The sequence below is a fragment of the Cedecea neteri genome, assembly GCF_000757825.1.
GTDB classification, from domain to species: domain Bacteria; phylum Pseudomonadota; class Gammaproteobacteria; order Enterobacterales; family Enterobacteriaceae; genus Cedecea; species Cedecea selenatireducens.
In genome coordinates, this window is sequence record NZ_CP009451.1 from 3,656,826 (window position 1) to 3,674,360 (window position 17,535).

Here is a 17,535-nt window from a genome sequence, read left to right on the forward strand (position 1 = left end):
GCCTCCCGCTTGGGAGGCTTGTTTGTTCGTCTTCGCATTCTTTATCACACGACGAATTGCCTCCCAGTCAGGGGAAGGTAAAAAAGAATGCGAAGAAAAACGGGAAAAGTTTCATGTCAGGTTTCCTGAGGAATCTGAGAGGTAAAGTACCTGCTCTGTTTTCGTTCTGTCAATAAAAAACGCGCCCGAAGGCGCGTTGCGGTGAGTGGAAGGAGAGTGATGTATTACTCTTCGTCAGCTTCTGCTTCTGCGAAGGACACGTCTTTCACTGAACCTGCTGCGCGACGTGCTTCACCTTTGTGTTGCACTTTATTTAACTGCCGCTCCAGTTTGTTGATTAAATCGTTGATAGCCGTATACATATCTTCATGTCTGGCACTGGCTACGAGGTGCCCATTCGGTGTGTTAATCGTGGCATCGGCCACAAAACCCTGAGGCTCTTTGGACAAGATAATATGTGGATTAATTAGATGAGTTTGCCACTTGTCCAGCTTACTGAGACGGTCGGCGACATGCTGGCGAATAGCTGGGGTGATTTCCATTTGCTTGCTGGTAATGTTCATTGTCATAAAGTTACCTCTTGTCTTTGCCGTCTTGGTAACTTCAGCATACCGTTCCTAATGTCAAAATGTGTGATGTAAATCACATTATTTTGTCACTTTTTGTCAAGGAAGGCTTTTTGTGAGGCAGAACAGGATATGTATTTTTAAGGCTTGTGGTTATCGGAAATCGCGTCCATATTTGATGGGATGACCTGACGCTAAACCGTTTCAGTTTTTGCGTCGGCAGATAAAAAAACGGCAGCCGAGGCTGCCGTTTTTCTTGCGATATCGTCGATCAGGTATTGCTGCTATTGGCGGCAATAATCTTCGCAACTTTGTCAGCCTGACCCGGCATCTGCATCTCGCGGTAGGCATTTTCCATCAGCTTCAGGCCGTCACGAGTGGCCTGAGTGTCCGGATAATCACGCAGCATACCTTCAACGCGATTAACTACTGCAACCCAGGCGCCGCGTTTCGTGTAATATTGCGCCACGGAAAGCTCATACTTCGCCAGGCGATCTTTGAGGAACACGAGGCGTTTGGTCGCATCGGTGACGTATTGGCTGTTTGGATAGCCGCGAACCAGCTTCGAGAAGTCGTTGAATGCGTCGCGAGCGTGCTGCGGATCGCGGTCAGAACGATCAACGCCGAAGAAGCCTTGCAGCGCACTGTCATCCAAAGCCATGTCCGTCAGGCCACGCATGTAAAGTACGTAGTCGATGTTTGGATGAGTCGGATTAAGGCGCATGAAGCGATCGATCGCCGCCTGAGCCAGCGGTAAGTCCGCATTTTTGTAGTAGGCGTAGATCAGGTCGAGCTGCACTTGCTGAGAGTACGGGCCGAACGGATAACGGTTATCCAGCGCTTCCAGTTGCGTTATCGCCGCTTTAAAGTTACCGTCCTGCAGCTTTTGCTGGGCAGTCGCATAGATCTCAGAAGGCGGATTATCAGGAACCTCATCCTTGGAACTGGAGCAACCAGCCAAAGCCAGGCTCAACGTGGCCGCTGCCACCAGATATTTCATGCGCGTCATGACGTTTGACTTTCCTAAGTAATTTTATTTCCGGGAGAGTTCGTGTTCCAGCTCCCGATAAAGACCAGCTACAATAGCACATTATATTAAACGGCATTGCCGTAAAACCCAACGTTAACGAAAGAAGCTGTCTATGGCACAACTAGTACAACTCACCGAAACGGTGTCCGATTCACAACTGGGTCAACGCTTAGATCAGGCATTGGCCGAATTGTTCCCGGATTATTCGCGTTCGCGCATAAAAGAATGGATTCTTGACCAGAAAGTCACGGTCAACGGCGTTGTCTGGGACAAGCCGAAAGAGAAAGTGTTGGGTGGCGAACTCGTTGCTATCAATGCAGAAATTGAAGAAGAAGCGCGCTGGGAGCCTCAGGACATCCCGTTGAATATCGTTTATGAAGATGAAGATATTCTGGTGATCAATAAGCCGCGTGACCTGGTAGTGCATCCTGGCGCAGGCAACCCGGACGGCACGGTGCTGAATGCGCTTTTGCATTACTATCCGGCGATTGCGGATGTACCGCGTGCGGGCATCGTCCACCGTCTGGATAAAGACACCACCGGCCTGATGGTCGTGGCGAAAACCGTTCCTGCACAGACTCGCCTGGTTGAAGCACTTCAGCTGCGTGAAATTACCCGTGAGTACGAAGCCGTTGCGATTGGTCATATGACCGGCGGCGGTACGGTGGAAGAGCCTATCAGCCGCCATCCAACCAAACGTACCCACATGTCCGTGCACCCAATGGGAAAACCTGCGGTGACTCATTACCGCATTATGGAACACTTCCGCGTTCATACGCGTCTGCGTCTGCGTCTGGAAACCGGGCGTACTCACCAGATTCGCGTACACATGGCGCACATCAGCCATCCGCTGGTGGGCGATCAGCTGTACGGTGGCCGTCCTCGTCCGCCGAAAGGGGCTTCGGAAGAGTTTGTCAGCATACTGCGCAAGTTTGACCGCCAGGCGCTGCATGCCACCATGCTACGTCTTTACCATCCAGTCAGCGGCATTCTGATGGAATGGAGCGCGCCGATCCCGCAGGATATGGTTGATCTTATCGAAGCCCTGCGCGTCGATACCGAAACCCATAAGGATCAACTGGACTGGCTATGACCAAAACGATCGTCCCGCAGTGGCCCCTTCCTGAAGGGGTTGCCTCCTGTAGCTCAACCCGTATCGGCGGTGTTAGCGTCGCGCCATATGACTCGATGAATCTGGGCGCCCATTGCGGCGATGATTTGGAGCATGTCGAAGAGAACCGCCGGCTGTTTTACACCGCGGCAGGCTTGCCTTCCCGGCCGGTCTGGCTTGAGCAGGTTCACGGCAAAACGGTGTTGAAGCTGACGGGCGAGCCTTATGCCTCAAAGCGTGCGGATGCTTCTTATAGCAATACGCCGGGGACGGTTTGTGCGGTGATGACGGCAGATTGTCTGCCGGTACTGTTTTGTAATGAGGCGGGAACCGAGGTTGCCGCAGCACATGCCGGCTGGCGAGGCTTATGTGAAGGCGTACTAGAAGAAACAGTTGCCTGTTTCCAGGACGATCCGCAGAACATTCGTGCCTGGCTTGGGCCGGCGATTGGCCCCCTGGCGTTTGAAGTCGGGCCTGAAGTGCGTGAAGCTTTTATGGCAAAAGACGAGAAAGCGGTGAGCGCTTTTCGTGCCGCCGGTGAAAAGTACTATGCTGATATTTACCAGCTTGCAAGGCAGCGGCTGGCAAACGTAGGCGTCACGCAGGTGTACGGCGGCGACCGCTGTACCTGGACCGAAAGCGGCGATTTCTTCTCTTACCGCCGCGACAGAACCACAGGTCGTATGGCAAGTTTCATCTGGCTGATATAACCTATCGAATCAAGACGATCCAGTGCGTGTCGCTCGCGCTTCATATATTTCAGGTCATTAACCTTGAATAATTGAGGGATGACCTCATTTAATCTCCAGTAGCAAATTTGACCTGTTTATGGGAGGAGTTATGCGTCTGGATCGTCTTACCAATAAATTCCAGCTTGCTCTCGCCGATGCCCAATCTCTTGCGCTTGGGCACGACAATCAATTCATCGAACCTCTTCATCTGATGAGCGCTCTGCTCAATCAGGAAGGAGGATCCGTGCGTCCGTTACTGACCTCTGCGGGGGTGAACGCGGGCAAACTACGTACCGACATTGAGCAGGCCCTAAGCCGTTTGCCGCAGGTGGAAGGCACCGGCGGTGACGTTCAGCCTTCTCAGGACCTGGTGCGTGTATTAAACCTGTGCGACAAGCTGGCACAAAAACGGAACGATAACTTTATTTCGTCAGAACTCTTTGTTCTGGCGGTGCTTGACTCACGCGGCACTCTGACTGACCTGCTGAAAGCAGCGGGCGCAACGCCAGCGAACATAACCGCCGCGATTGAGCAAATGCGTGGAGGGGAGAGCGTGAACGATCAGGGTGCCGAAGACCAACGTCAGGCATTAAAGAAATACACCGTCGATTTAACCGAACGGGCTGAGCAAGGCAAACTGGATCCGGTCATCGGCCGTGATGAAGAAATTCGTCGTACCATCCAGGTACTGCAGCGCCGTACCAAAAACAACCCGGTGCTGATTGGTGAACCGGGCGTTGGTAAAACGGCCATCGTTGAAGGGCTTGCGCAGCGCATCATCAATGGTGAAGTGCCTGAAGGCTTAAAAGGCCGTCGGGTTCTCGCGCTTGATATGGGCTCGCTGGTGGCTGGGGCTAAATACCGCGGTGAGTTCGAAGAGCGTCTGAAAGGCGTGCTGAACGATCTCTCTAAGCAGGAAGGTAACGTCATTCTGTTTATTGATGAGCTGCATACTATGGTTGGTGCTGGTAAAGCAGACGGCGCAATGGATGCCGGGAATATGCTCAAGCCGGCGCTTGCTCGTGGTGAACTTCACTGCGTTGGCGCGACCACGCTCGATGAATATCGCCAATATATAGAGAAGGATGCTGCGCTCGAACGACGCTTCCAAAAAGTTTTCGTGGCGGAGCCTACTGTAGAAGACACCATTGCGATTCTACGTGGGCTGAAAGAACGCTATGAGCTGCATCACCATGTACAAATTACCGATCCGGCAATTGTGGCGGCAGCCACGCTGTCTCATCGCTATATTGCCGATCGTCAACTGCCGGATAAGGCCATCGACCTTATTGATGAAGCCGCATCCAGCATTCGTATGCAGATAGATTCCAAGCCGGAAGAGCTGGACCGTCTCGATCGCCGCATTATCCAGCTCAAGCTGGAGCAGCAGGCGCTGAAGAAAGAGTCTGATGAAGCCAGTCAGAAACGACTCAGCATGCTGAATGAAGAACTGGAAGATAAAGAACGCCAGTACTCTGAGCTCGAAGAAGAGTGGAAGGCGGAGAAAGCCTCTCTGTCAGGTACGCAGACCATTAAGGCTGAACTTGAGCAGGCGAAGATTGCGATTGAGCAGGCTCGACGCGTGGGCGATCTTGGGCGTATGTCCGAGCTGCAGTACGGTAAAATCCCTGAGCTGGAGAAACAGCTGGCCGCGGCGACCCAAAGTGAAGGGAAAACCATGCGCCTGTTGCGTAATAAAGTGACGGATGCAGAAATCGCCGAAGTCCTGGCGCGCTGGACCGGGATCCCGGTTGCCCGAATGCTGGAAGGCGAGCGCGACAAGCTATTACGTATGGAAAAAGATCTTCATCAGCGTGTGATTGGCCAGGATGAAGCCGTCGAAGCGGTATCCAACGCTATTCGCCGTAGCCGCGCAGGGCTATCGGACCCGAATCGCCCAATCGGTTCGTTCCTGTTCCTGGGGCCAACCGGGGTAGGTAAGACCGAGCTGTGCAAAGCGTTGGCGAACTTTATGTTCGACAGCGACGATGCGATGGTGCGGATCGATATGTCTGAGTTTATGGAGAAACACTCCGTATCGCGGCTGGTGGGTGCGCCTCCGGGCTATGTGGGTTATGAAGAGGGCGGTTATCTGACGGAAGCGGTACGTCGCCGTCCTTATTCGGTGATTCTGCTGGATGAGGTCGAGAAAGCACATCCGGATGTGTTTAACATCCTGTTGCAGGTGCTGGACGATGGTCGCCTGACCGATGGTCAGGGCAGAACCGTTGATTTCCGTAATACGGTTGTCATTATGACTTCAAACCTCGGTTCCGATCTCATTCAGGAACGCTTTGGTGCGCTCGACTATGGTCATATGAAAGATTTGGTGCTGGGTGTCGTTAGCCAAAGCTTCCGGCCGGAGTTCATTAACCGTATAGATGAAGTCGTGGTGTTCCATCCGCTGGGTGAGCGTCATATTGCTTCTATTGCGCAGATTCAGCTGCAGCGGTTGTACAAACGTCTGGAAGAGCGTGGCTATGGCGTGAGCATCTCTGATGAAGCGCTGAAACTGATAAGTGAGAATGGCTATGACCCTGTTTACGGAGCACGTCCGCTGAAACGAGCTATCCAGCAGCAAATTGAGAACCCACTGGCTCAGCAAATCCTTTCCGGAGAGCTGATTCCTGGGAAAACTATTCGGCTGGAAGTAAAAGACGATCGCATTGTGGCAGTACAGTAAGTCACACAACGTAAAAAACGAGCCCTTTTGGGCTCGTTTTTGTTTGTAAAATAACCATTCCTGGCCAGGATTTATACTCTTAGCCTGGAAAGTGAGCGGTCGGCAATTATTTTGTATTTTATACTTGTCAGGCTCTGAGAACTCCCTATAATGCGCCTCCACTGACACGGCAAAGCGGCTTCGAAAGCGGCTTAACAACCCGGTAGTCAGTCAGACGAAAGCGAAAATAAACGCTTGACTCTGAAAGAGGAAAGCGTAATATACGCCACCTCGAGTTAGCAAGCGAAAGCGCGTAACTCACTGCTCTTTAACAATTTATCAGACAATCTGTGTGGGCACTCGCAGGATTGATATCTCAGCATCTTCGGATGCAACAAAATATCAAGTCTTGAAGAGTGACTACTGATTTTATAAACAGTTTTAATTCTTTGAGCATCAAACACTTTTAAATTGAAGAGTTTGATCATGGCTCAGATTGAACGCTGGCGGCAGGCCTAACACATGCAAGTCGAGCGGTAGCACAGGGAGCTTGCTCCTGGGTGACGAGCGGCGGACGGGTGAGTAATGTCTGGGGATCTGCCTGATGGAGGGGGATAACTACTGGAAACGGTAGCTAATACCGCATAACGTCGCAAGACCAAAGAGGGGGACCTTCGGGCCTCTTGCCATCAGATGAACCCAGATGGGATTAGCTAGTAGGTGGGGTAATGGCTCACCTAGGCGACGATCCCTAGCTGGTCTGAGAGGATGACCAGCCACACTGGAACTGAGACACGGTCCAGACTCCTACGGGAGGCAGCAGTGGGGAATATTGCACAATGGGCGCAAGCCTGATGCAGCCATGCCGCGTGTATGAAGAAGGCCTTCGGGTTGTAAAGTACTTTCAGCGAGGAGGAAGGCGTTAAGGTTAATAACCTTAGCGATTGACGTTACTCGCAGAAGAAGCACCGGCTAACTCCGTGCCAGCAGCCGCGGTAATACGGAGGGTGCAAGCGTTAATCGGAATTACTGGGCGTAAAGCGCACGCAGGCGGTTTGTTAAGTCGGATGTGAAATCCCCGGGCTCAACCTGGGAACTGCATTCGAAACTGGCAAGCTTGAGTCTTGTAGAGGGGGGTAGAATTCCAGGTGTAGCGGTGAAATGCGTAGAGATCTGGAGGAATACCGGTGGCGAAGGCGGCCCCCTGGACAAAGACTGACGCTCAGGTGCGAAAGCGTGGGGAGCAAACAGGATTAGATACCCTGGTAGTCCACGCCGTAAACGATGTCGACTTGGAGGTTGTGCCCTTGAGGCGTGGCTTCCGGAGCTAACGCGTTAAGTCGACCGCCTGGGGAGTACGGCCGCAAGGTTAAAACTCAAATGAATTGACGGGGGCCCGCACAAGCGGTGGAGCATGTGGTTTAATTCGATGCAACGCGAAGAACCTTACCTACTCTTGACATCCAGAGAACTTTCCAGAGATGGATTGGTGCCTTCGGGAACTCTGAGACAGGTGCTGCATGGCTGTCGTCAGCTCGTGTTGTGAAATGTTGGGTTAAGTCCCGCAACGAGCGCAACCCTTATCCTTTGTTGCCAGCGGTTCGGCCGGGAACTCAAAGGAGACTGCCAGTGATAAACTGGAGGAAGGTGGGGATGACGTCAAGTCATCATGGCCCTTACGAGTAGGGCTACACACGTGCTACAATGGCGCATACAAAGAGAAGCGACCTCGCGAGAGCAAGCGGACCTCATAAAGTGCGTCGTAGTCCGGATTGGAGTCTGCAACTCGACTCCATGAAGTCGGAATCGCTAGTAATCGTAGATCAGAATGCTACGGTGAATACGTTCCCGGGCCTTGTACACACCGCCCGTCACACCATGGGAGTGGGTTGCAAAAGAAGTAGGTAGCTTAACCTTCGGGAGGGCGCTTACCACTTTGTGATTCATGACTGGGGTGAAGTCGTAACAAGGTAACCGTAGGGGAACCTGCGGTTGGATCACCTCCTTACCTAAAAGATACAACCCGCGTAGTGCTCACACAGATTGTCTGATAGATGTAGAGAAGCAAGGCGTCTTGCGATTGAGACTTCAGTGTCCCCTTCGTCTAGAGGCCCAGGACACCGCCCTTTCACGGCGGTAACAGGGGTTCGAATCCCCTAGGGGACGCCACTTGCTGGTATGTAAGTGAAAGTTGCGTGCCGTTATATCTCAAAACTGACTTGAAAGAGTCATGTTTGAGATATTTGCTCTTTAACAATCCGGAACAAGCTGAAAATTGAAACGACATGTCGTCTCATTCCTCCGTAATAAGGGATGGGGTTAAGACATGTTCGAGTCTCTCAAATTTTCGCAACAGCGATGGTGTCTCACGAGACATCTTCGGGTTGTGAGGTTAAGCGACTAAGCGTACACGGTGGATGCCCTGGCAGTCAGAGGCGATGAAGGACGTGCTAATCTGCGATAAGCGTCGGTAAGGTGATATGAACCGTTATAGCCGGCGATTTCCGAATGGGGAAACCCAGTGTGTTTCGACACACTATCGTTAAGTGAATACATAGCTTAACGAAGCGAACCGGGGGAACTGAAACATCTAAGTACCCCGAGGAAAAGAAATCAACCGAGATTCCCCCAGTAGCGGCGAGCGAACGGGGAACAGCCCAGAACCTGAATCAGTTTGTGTGTTAGTGGAAGCGTCTGGAAAGTCGCAGGGTACAGGGTGATACTCCCGTACACTAAAATGCACATGCTGTGAGTTCGAAGAGTAGGGCGGGACACGTGGTATCCTGTCTGAATATGGGGGGACCATCCTCCAAGGCTAAATACTCCTGACTGACCGATAGTGAACCAGTACCGTGAGGGAAAGGCGAAAAGAACCCCGGCGAGGGGAGTGAAACAGAACCTGAAACCGTGTACGTACAAGCAGTGGGAGCCTCTTTTATGGGGTGACTGCGTACCTTTTGTATAATGGGTCAGCGACTTATATTCTGTAGCAAGGTTAACCGTATAGGGGAGCCGCAGGGAAACCGAGTCTTAACTGGGCGTTAAGTTGCAGGGTATAGACCCGAAACCCGGTGATCTAGCCATGGGCAGGTTGAAGGTTGGGTAACACTAACTGGAGGACCGAACCGACTAATGTTGAAAAATTAGCGGATGACTTGTGGCTGGGGGTGAAAGGCCAATCAAACCGGGAGATAGCTGGTTCTCCCCGAAAGCTATTTAGGTAGCGCCTCGTGAACTCATCTTCGGGGGTAGAGCACTGTTTCGGCTAGGGGGCCATCCCGGCTTACCAACCCGATGCAAACTACGAATACCGAAGAATGTTATCACGGGAGACACACGGCGGGTGCTAACGTCCGTCGTGAAGAGGGAAACAACCCAGACCGCCAGCTAAGGTCCCAAAGTCATGGTTAAGTGGGAAACGATGTGGGAAGGCACAGACAGCCAGGATGTTGGCTTAGAAGCAGCCATCATTTAAAGAAAGCGTAATAGCTCACTGGTCGAGTCGGCCTGCGCGGAAGATGTAACGGGGCTAAACCATGCACCGAAGCTGCGGCAGCGACGCTTATGCGTTGTTGGGTAGGGGAGCGTTCTGTAAGCCGTCGAAGGTGGACTGTGAGGTCTGCTGGAGGTATCAGAAGTGCGAATGCTGACATAAGTAACGATAAAGCGGGTGAAAAGCCCGCTCGCCGGAAGACCAAGGGTTCCTGTCCAACGTTAATCGGGGCAGGGTGAGTCGACCCCTAAGGCGAGGCCGAAAGGCGTAGTCGATGGGAAACAGGTTAATATTCCTGTACTTGGTGTTACTGCGAAGGGGGGACGGAGAAGGCTATGTTAGCCGGGCGACGGTTGTCCCGGTTTAAGCATGTAGGCGGAGCGTTTAGGTAAATCCGGACGCTTATCAAACGCTGAGGTGTGATGACGAGGCACTACGGTGCTGAAGTAACAAATGCCCTGCTTCCAGGAAAAGCCTCTAAGCATCAGGTAACATTAAATCGTACCCCAAACCGACACAGGTGGTCAGGTAGAGAATACCAAGGCGCTTGAGAGAACTCGGGTGAAGGAACTAGGCAAAATGGTGCCGTAACTTCGGGAGAAGGCACGCTGTCGGTAGGTGAAACCCCTTGCGGGTGGAGCTGAAGGCAGTCGAAGATACCAGCTGGCTGCAACTGTTTATTAAAAACACAGCACTGTGCAAACACGAAAGTGGACGTATACGGTGTGACGCCTGCCCGGTGCCGGAAGGTTAATTGATGGGGTTATCCGCAAGGAGAAGCTCTTGATCGAAGCCCCGGTAAACGGCGGCCGTAACTATAACGGTCCTAAGGTAGCGAAATTCCTTGTCGGGTAAGTTCCGACCTGCACGAATGGCGTAATGATGGCCAGGCTGTCTCCACCCGAGACTCAGTGAAATTGAAATCGCTGTGAAGATGCAGTGTACCCGCGGCAAGACGGAAAGACCCCGTGAACCTTTACTATAGCTTGACACTGAACATTGAGCCTTGATGTGTAGGATAGGTGGGAGGCTTTGAAGCGTGGACGCCAGTCTGCGTGGAGCCAACCTTGAAATACCACCCTTTAATGTTTGATGTTCTAACGTAGACCCGTAATCCGGGTTGCGGACAGTGTCTGGTGGGTAGTTTGACTGGGGCGGTCTCCTCCTAAAGCGTAACGGAGGAGCACGAAGGTTAGCTAATCACGGTCGGACATCGTGAGGTTAGTGCAAAGGCATAAGCTAGCTTGACTGCGAGAGTGACGGCTCGAGCAGGTGCGAAAGCAGGTCTTAGTGATCCGGTGGTTCTGAATGGAAGGGCCATCGCTCAACGGATAAAAGGTACTCCGGGGATAACAGGCTGATACCGCCCAAGAGTTCATATCGACGGCGGTGTTTGGCACCTCGATGTCGGCTCATCACATCCTGGGGCTGAAGTAGGTCCCAAGGGTATGGCTGTTCGCCATTTAAAGTGGTACGCGAGCTGGGTTTAGAACGTCGTGAGACAGTTCGGTCCCTATCTGCCGTGGGCGCTGGAGAATTGAGGGGGGCTGCTCCTAGTACGAGAGGACCGGAGTGGACGCATCACTGGTGTTCGGGTTGTCATGCCAATGGCATTGCCCGGTAGCTAAATGCGGAAAAGATAAGCGCTGAAAGCATCTAAGCGCGAAACTTGCCCCGAGATGAGTTCTCCCTGACCCTTTAAGGGTCCTGAAGGAACGTTGAAGACTACGACGTTGATAGGCTGGGTGTGTAAGCGTAGCGATACGTTGAGCTAACCAGTACTAATGATCCGTGAGGCTTAACCTTACAACACCGAAGGTGTTTTGAGAGAATTTAAAGAGAAGAGTAAATTTTCAGCTTAGTTCAGGATTAGATTGATGGTTATGCGGATGCATAACGGTCAATAACAGAATTTGCCTGGCGGCCGTAGCGCGGTGGTCCCACCTGACCCCATGCCGAACTCAGAAGTGAAACGCCGTAGCGCCGATGGTAGTGTGGGGTCTCCCCATGCGAGAGTAGGGAACTGCCAGGCATCAAATAAAACGAAAGGCTCAGTCGAAAGACTGGGCCTTTCGTTTTATCTGTTGTTTGTCGGGGAGCGCTCTCCTGAGTAGGACAAAATCGTCGGGAACGATTTTGAACGCCGCCTGCGGCGGCCCCGGAGGGGTGAGTATCAGGATGATACGAATACTAAGTCGGGAACGATTTTGCACAGCCGGAGGCTGCCCGCAGGGTGACGGGCAGGACAGCCCGGCATACAACTGCCAGGCATCAAATAAAACAAAAAACCTCAGCCTGACGGCTGGGGTTTTTTGTTTTTCCAGTAGTAACAATTTGCGAAAAGCTTAGCCTGCTCACAAAAAACACTGTAACAACTGCGCAACAAGAAACTTCACCTCACGAATTTTGTTTCTCCTGCTTTACTGGATCCTGGGTTATTACGCTCGTTCAGGAAGACAGGAAAATATAATGACTGAATCAACAAGTGAAGAGAGTATTGCGCTAACGGCTGCGGATACCCGTCGTCGCGTCTGGGCCATTGTCGGCGCCTCATCAGGGAATCTGGTTGAGTGGTTTGATTTTTATGTTTACTCATTCTGCTCGCTCTATTTCGCACACATCTTTTTCCCTACGGGAAATACTACTACCCAACTGTTGCAAACGGCTGGGGTCTTTGCCGCTGGTTTTCTGATGCGGCCGATTGGCGGCTGGCTGTTTGGCTATATCGCTGACAAACATGGACGTAAAAACTCCATGCTGATCTCCGTCTGCATGATGTGTTTTGGATCGTTGGTAATTGCCTGCCTGCCAGGATACGCCACTATCGGTACATGGGCTCCTGCGTTATTACTTCTGGCTCGCTTGTTTCAGGGCTTATCTGTGGGAGGAGAGTATGGAACCAGCGCGACATACATGAGTGAGGTGGCGGTTGAAGGCCGTAAAGGATTTTACGCCTCATTCCAGTATGTGACGCTCATTGGTGGGCAGCTTACTGCATTGCTGGTTGTGGTTATCCTGCAGCAAGTGCTGAGCGATGAGGATTTACGAAGCTGGGGATGGCGGATCCCATTCGCGATTGGCGCCGTACTGGCCATTGTTGCCCTTTATCTTCGTCGTTCGCTGGATGAAACGTCAGATAAAGCGACTCGTGCGCACAAAGATGCCGGAACGCTATCCGGGCTATGGAAGAACCGTAAAGCGTTCATTATGGTGCTCGGCTTTACTGCCGGCGGGTCCCTGGCTTTTTATACTTTCACCACTTATATGCAGAAGTACCTGGTAAATACGGCGGGGATGCATGCCAATACGGCCAGCGCGCTGATGACCTTTGCTCTGTTTATTTTCATGGTGATCCAGCCGTTCTTCGGCGCGCTATCGGATAAAATCGGACGGCGTAGCTCAATGCTATGTTTTGGCGGGTTAGCGGCGGTGCTGACTGTGCCTATCTTGACGGCTTTGCAAAATGTTAGCTCGCCGTATGCAGCCTTTGCACTGGTGATGGCGGCGATGATCATTGTCAGCTTTTACACTTCAATTAGCGGCATTCTGAAGGCTGAAATGTTCCCACCAGAAGTCCGTGCCCTGGGCGTTGGGCTCTCCTATGCGGTTGCTAATGCTCTGTTTGGCGGCTCTGCGGAATATGTCGCTCTGTCACTAAAATCGATCGGCAGTGAAACTATCTTCTTCTGGTATGTTTCCGGGATGGGGGCGCTGGCGTTTGTGGTTTCTTTGCTGCTGCACCGCAAAGGAAAAGGCATCAAACTCTAGAAAGAAAAAGCCCTGCAGTGCAGGGCTTAAACATTTAAAGAATGCGGCTTATCAATCGGTCGATACGGATACGACGCAGGCGGCGAATCAGCTTACGAACTTTCACCGGATATTCGGCGATGCTTTGCAGATCGCGATAATGTTGAACGACCGTCGTATGGGTGCGGATAAGCTCCAGCTCTTTGGTACGAATGCCTTCCAGCTCTCTTTTCGGATCGTGGATCAGCAGGGCATTCTCCAGGTCCAGACGCCAGGCGCGCGGGTTAAGGTTATTCCCGGTCAGCAGCATCCACTCGTTGTCCACCCACATTCCTTTCAGGTGATAGCTGTTATCCCCGTCTTTCCACAAACGCACAATCAGTTGCCCGGTATTCACATAATACTGCAGGCGGCTAAGGAAGCGGCGCAGGTTAATCTCGTAGAGGTAAGGCAGGGCACCGATAATCTTAAACGGCTGATCTTCGGGAATATAGAAATCGTTGGCCGTTTTGTCGCCAACGATAATCTCAACCTGTTTGCCATCTCGCAGTAGCTGAATGATATTACGCACCAGCACCGCAGGCAGGTTGAAATACGGCGTGCAGATAGTGAGCTTTTGCTCGGCACACGGCATAAGATGGAAGATGGTTTTATTCAGCAGGCTGGATTTCCCCAGCCCAACCAGCGGCGTAACCGACAGCTGATCGTTGTCCGCATCACCCTGGAAGATAAAGCTGGCATCCCGTAGCTCCTGACGGAACAGGCGAATGTCGTTTTTGATTTCCGGGCTTTTTGGGCGTTCGGCGACGTCCAGGCGATGAACTGCCCTGCCATTCACCAGATTCTGGTTCACCCAACCATACATAATGTCCGCTAACGAGCGATTGCGGATGACCTGATAGCGGTCATAACGATACTTATCATGCTGATGCAGATAGACATCATTGAGGCTGGCACCGCTGTAGAAAACGCTGTCATCAATGATAAAACCTTTGAAATGCAACACGCCAAGCGCTTCGCGAGTATTGACGGGAACGCCGTAGACCGGAATATTTACATCCGGAAACAGCTCTGCCATGCGGTGATACCAGTCCGCATTGGTGTTGGTTGCGGCAACACCAATACGTCCGCGCTGAGCACGGTGCCAGTCAACCAGCACGGTAACTTCCAGGTTCGGCCGCTGTTGTTTAGCCTGATAAAGCGCGGACAGGATCCCATTGCCGCCGTCATCCTGCTCAAGATACAGCGCAATGATGCAGATGCGCTGCGTCGCGCCCGCTATTTTTTTCAGCAGCGTTTCGCGGAAGTCCGCAGGGGAGAACAGGGTTTCTACATCATCAACTGATTGAGAAAGCTTCGGTAACTGGGCAAGGTGTTGTTGATGTTTATTACGTTTAAATTTAGACAACATCACAGTGCTTATCTTCTCTTTTCATTGGATGGCCTTCTGCAAAATCCAGACGTCAGAACCTGCTGATAATACCACTACTGCCACGCAAAGTGAGTATGTTTTCCAGTACCTTACTCACGAATCTGCGCTTTCGCCCAGTGGGAGCATCAGGCTCACAATGCCATCTTCCAGCTGAATATCGACGCTGAAACCCAGTTTACGGGCCAGAGCAATCATGCCCTGGTTATTCGGCATCGTGATGCCATTTAGCTGCTGAATACCGTGTTGTCTGGTGTAGTCGATGAGTTTAGCCAACAGGCGGCGGCCCAGCCCAAGCCCTTTCAGGTCGGAGCGCACCAGCACGGCAAACTCGGCATCCACGTTATCCGGATCGGAAATTGCGCGCGTGACGCCGAGGATCTCATCGCTGCCTTTCATTCGACGAACGGCAACAAACGCCATTTCCCGATCGTAGTCGATCTGCGTCATATTGGCTAAATCTTCGTGGGTAAATTCATTGATCTCGCTGAAATAGCGATAGTAGAGATCTTCTTTAGTTACCTGGGCAATAAAGCGCTGCAGCTGAGGTTCATCTTCAGGAAGGATCGGGCGAAACAGGCAGCGATCGCCATTTTTGAGCTGTACAATCTCTTCCAGTTGATGAGGATAAGGACGAACGGCCAGGCGGGAATCCGCATCTCCGGTAAATTCGGCTAACTCAAGTGTGACATCTAGCAAAGTAAAGTCACTGCCGGAGGCTAACAGCGGGTGGATATCAAGCCGTACTATCTCCGGGCAATCGATGATCAGGTTAGAGACCCGCACCAGAACCTCGCTGATGCCGGCGATGTCCAGCGGGCGTAATGCGCTCCTGCTGCGGATCTTGCCGCTTTTAATCGCCTGAATAACAAGATAGCGGGCAAGATTCATGTTTAAAGGAGGGAGAGCCACGGCAGCCTGTCGCTCGGGCCGCCATTCTACGCCGCCTTCCCCCAGCATGATCAATGGGCCAAATACCGGGTCGTGCTCAACGACAACCCGAAGCTCCTGTGCCCCCGCGCGGTTTGCCATACTTTGCACCAGCAGGCCATGAATCCGCGCCTGCGGCCAGGTCATTTTTACACGGTCAATAATGGCTTCTGCTGCCTGCTGAACCTCACTGGCCGTCCGTAAATAAAGCATTACCCCCTGAACTTCCGACTTATGGGGAATATCCGGTGAGCGAAGTTTTAACGCCACGGGATAGCCAATTTGCTCGGCGATGTGCACGGCTTCCGCACTGTCACTTGCAATCCATGTTGGCAGCGTCGTTAAGCCATAGGCTTCAAGCACGGGCCTGACTTCATGAGTATCGAGCGTGGTTGCTCCCTGATGCAGCGCCTGCTGGATCAGGTGGTGAGCTTCGCCGGTGTTAGCCGTCAGGTTAGCGGGTAGCGCGGGGATCTCGCGGAGCTGCTTCTGATTACGGCGATACTCCACCATATGCATAAACGCCGTTACCGCCCCTTCCGGGGTTCGGTAGGTAGGGATCCCGGCATCGCTAAACAGGCGTCTGGCCTCCTGGGAGGAGAACTCACCGCACCAGTTGGTAAAAATGGTCAGGTATTTCCCGCGAGGGTGCCGCTGTAGCAAATCGATCAACGCGAGAGCGCTTGCGGTTCCGGGAGCGGCGGCGCTGGGAGAATGAATCACCATTAGAGCATCAAAATCATGGCTATCCAGCAATTTTTCTACGGCCAGCAGATAACGGCCGGGCGTTGCGTCATCACGGAGATCTATCGGATTTCCGGCTTCAACACCTGAAGGAAGCACTGCTGCAAGCGCCTTTGTAGTTTCTTCGCTTAACGTCGCCAGCTTGCCGTTTCGCAGCCATAGTTCATCCAGCGCCAGCGCCGCAGGAGCCGCCCCATTACTGACAATCATCAGACGTTCGCCGCGCAGAGGGCGCATATGGCTGAGGGTTTCAACGGCGGAAAACAGTTCATGCGTGTCCTGCACACGCAGTAAACCAGCCCGCTGAATTGCCGCATCCCAGGCGGCATCCAGGCCAGGATGCGTTTTCAGCAGGGTTTGGGCTTTGCTGCTGCGTCCGCTTTTGATAACCAGAATAGGTTTATTACGTGAGGCGCTTCGCGCGGCAGAGACAAAGCGACGGGCATCGCTAAGATGTTCAAGATAAAGCAAAATGGCGCTGGTTTTGGTATCTCTTGCGAGGTAATCAAGCAGCTCATCCACGTCGATATCCAGGCTATCACCGAGGGCGATAAACCAGGAAAACCCCATTTCACGTTGCTGCGCCCAGTCCAGAATGGTGTTTGAAACTGCGGCGGACTGGGAAATAAACGCCAGTTTGCCCTTTTGAATCGGTACCGGCGAGAAGCTAGCGTTCAACCCCTGCCAGGGCGCTAAAAGACCAAGGCTATTGGGGCCTAGCAGACGAATTTGCCAGCGTGCCGCGCAGGCCAGCAATTCAGGCAGTTGCTCGGGGGGAGCTGATAAGATAATGCAGGCTTTGCAGCCTTTGCTTCCCAGCTCGTCTAGCAGCGTCAGGTTACGGCCTGAATGGGTACAGATAATCGCGAGGTCGGGCGCAAGCGGCAGGCTGGCGATATCCGGCCAGGCCAGCACCCCGCAAACGGCTTTATGGGTTGGCGTGACCGGCATGACCGGGCCGTTGAACCCGCCGGCAAGCAAATTACGCATCATTAAATAACCGGCGCGATCGGGCTTTGCCGAAGCGCCGATGACGGCAATCGATTTTGGACGCAGCAGCGCTTCCAGGCCTCGTTGACTCACGACTCTCTC

General features: G+C 52.6%; 9 protein-coding genes, 1 tRNA gene, 3 rRNA genes and 1 other annotated feature (1 of these 14 cut by a window edge). Of the genes, 8 read left to right on the forward strand and 5 right to left on the reverse strand.

The genetic code is table 11. The annotated features are described in order from the left end of the window. Nucleotides 1–116: a sequence feature (Phe leader region), on the reverse strand; it reaches 9 nt to the left of the window's first position. The 3 genes from pheL to bamD all read right to left on the reverse strand — a co-directional run bounded on the left by pheL (nt 68) and on the right by bamD (nt 1,575). After that, nucleotides 68–115 carry a pheA operon leader peptide PheL gene (pheL, locus tag JT31_RS23990; protein WP_193216298.1) on the reverse strand — a complete coding sequence of 16 codons (48 nt, stop codon included), beginning with the start codon at nt 113–115 and terminating at the stop codon, nt 68–70. Its footprint overlaps the feature before it by 48 nt. Nucleotides 117–224: 108 nt before the next feature. Then, nucleotides 225–569, reverse strand: a complete 345-nt coding sequence (gene raiA, locus JT31_RS16940; RefSeq protein WP_008458158.1) for a ribosome-associated translation inhibitor RaiA — start codon at nt 567–569, stop codon at nt 225–227. A gap of 268 nt (nt 570–837) precedes the next feature. Continuing rightward, nucleotides 838–1,575: an outer membrane protein assembly factor BamD gene (gene bamD / locus JT31_RS16945; RefSeq protein WP_038479735.1), complete on the reverse strand. Its 738-nt coding sequence runs from the start codon at nt 1,573–1,575 to the stop codon at nt 838–840. A gap of 133 nt (nt 1,576–1,708) precedes the next feature. On the opposite strand from bamD, the gene rluD reads away from it, so the two are divergent. From rluD to JT31_RS16985, 8 genes are all read left to right on the forward strand, one after another. Next, nucleotides 1,709–2,689, forward strand: a complete 981-nt coding sequence (rluD, locus tag JT31_RS16950) for a 23S rRNA pseudouridine(1911/1915/1917) synthase RluD (RefSeq protein WP_038479738.1) — start codon at nt 1,709–1,711, stop codon at nt 2,687–2,689. Then, complete coding sequence (gene yfiH, locus JT31_RS16955; RefSeq protein ID WP_038479741.1) at nt 2,686–3,417, forward strand: purine nucleoside phosphorylase YfiH; 732 nt, start codon at nt 2,686–2,688, stop codon at nt 3,415–3,417. The genes rluD and yfiH overlap by 4 nt, the downstream gene beginning before the upstream one ends. A 130-nt stretch (nt 3,418–3,547) precedes the next feature. Then, nucleotides 3,548–6,121, forward strand: coding sequence for an ATP-dependent chaperone ClpB (gene clpB, locus JT31_RS16960; RefSeq protein ID WP_038479744.1), 2,574 nt, complete (start codon nt 3,548–3,550; stop codon nt 6,119–6,121). A 447-nt stretch (nt 6,122–6,568) separates the two neighbouring features. Beyond that, nucleotides 6,569–8,108 (forward strand): 16S ribosomal RNA (locus JT31_RS16965). 85 nt (nt 8,109–8,193) lie between these two features. Beyond that, nucleotides 8,194–8,269, forward strand: a tRNA-Glu gene (locus JT31_RS16970). A 221-nt stretch (nt 8,270–8,490) separates the two neighbouring features. Further along, a 23S ribosomal RNA gene (locus JT31_RS16975) occupies nt 8,491–11,399 on the forward strand. 110 nt (nt 11,400–11,509) lie between these two features. Further along, nucleotides 11,510–11,625, forward strand: a 5S ribosomal RNA gene (gene rrf / locus JT31_RS16980). The 16S, 23S and 5S rRNA genes sit together here with 1 tRNA gene alongside, the layout of an rRNA operon. Before the next feature lie 437 nt (nt 11,626–12,062). Continuing rightward, nucleotides 12,063–13,361: an MFS transporter gene (locus JT31_RS16985; protein WP_038479747.1), complete on the forward strand. Its 1,299-nt coding sequence runs from the start codon at nt 12,063–12,065 to the stop codon at nt 13,359–13,361. Nucleotides 13,362–13,395: 34 nt separating this feature from the next. On the opposite strand, the gene pssA is transcribed toward JT31_RS16985, so the two are convergent. After that, nucleotides 13,396–14,751 carry a CDP-diacylglycerol--serine O-phosphatidyltransferase gene (gene pssA, locus JT31_RS16990; protein WP_038479750.1) on the reverse strand — a complete coding sequence of 452 codons (1,356 nt, stop codon included), beginning with the start codon at nt 14,749–14,751 and terminating at the stop codon, nt 13,396–13,398. A gap of 114 nt (nt 14,752–14,865) precedes the next feature. After that, complete coding sequence (locus tag JT31_RS16995) at nt 14,866–17,526, reverse strand: bifunctional acetate--CoA ligase family protein/GNAT family N-acetyltransferase (RefSeq protein WP_038479753.1); 2,661 nt, start codon at nt 17,524–17,526, stop codon at nt 14,866–14,868. Nucleotides 17,527–17,535 lie beyond the last annotated feature (9 nt).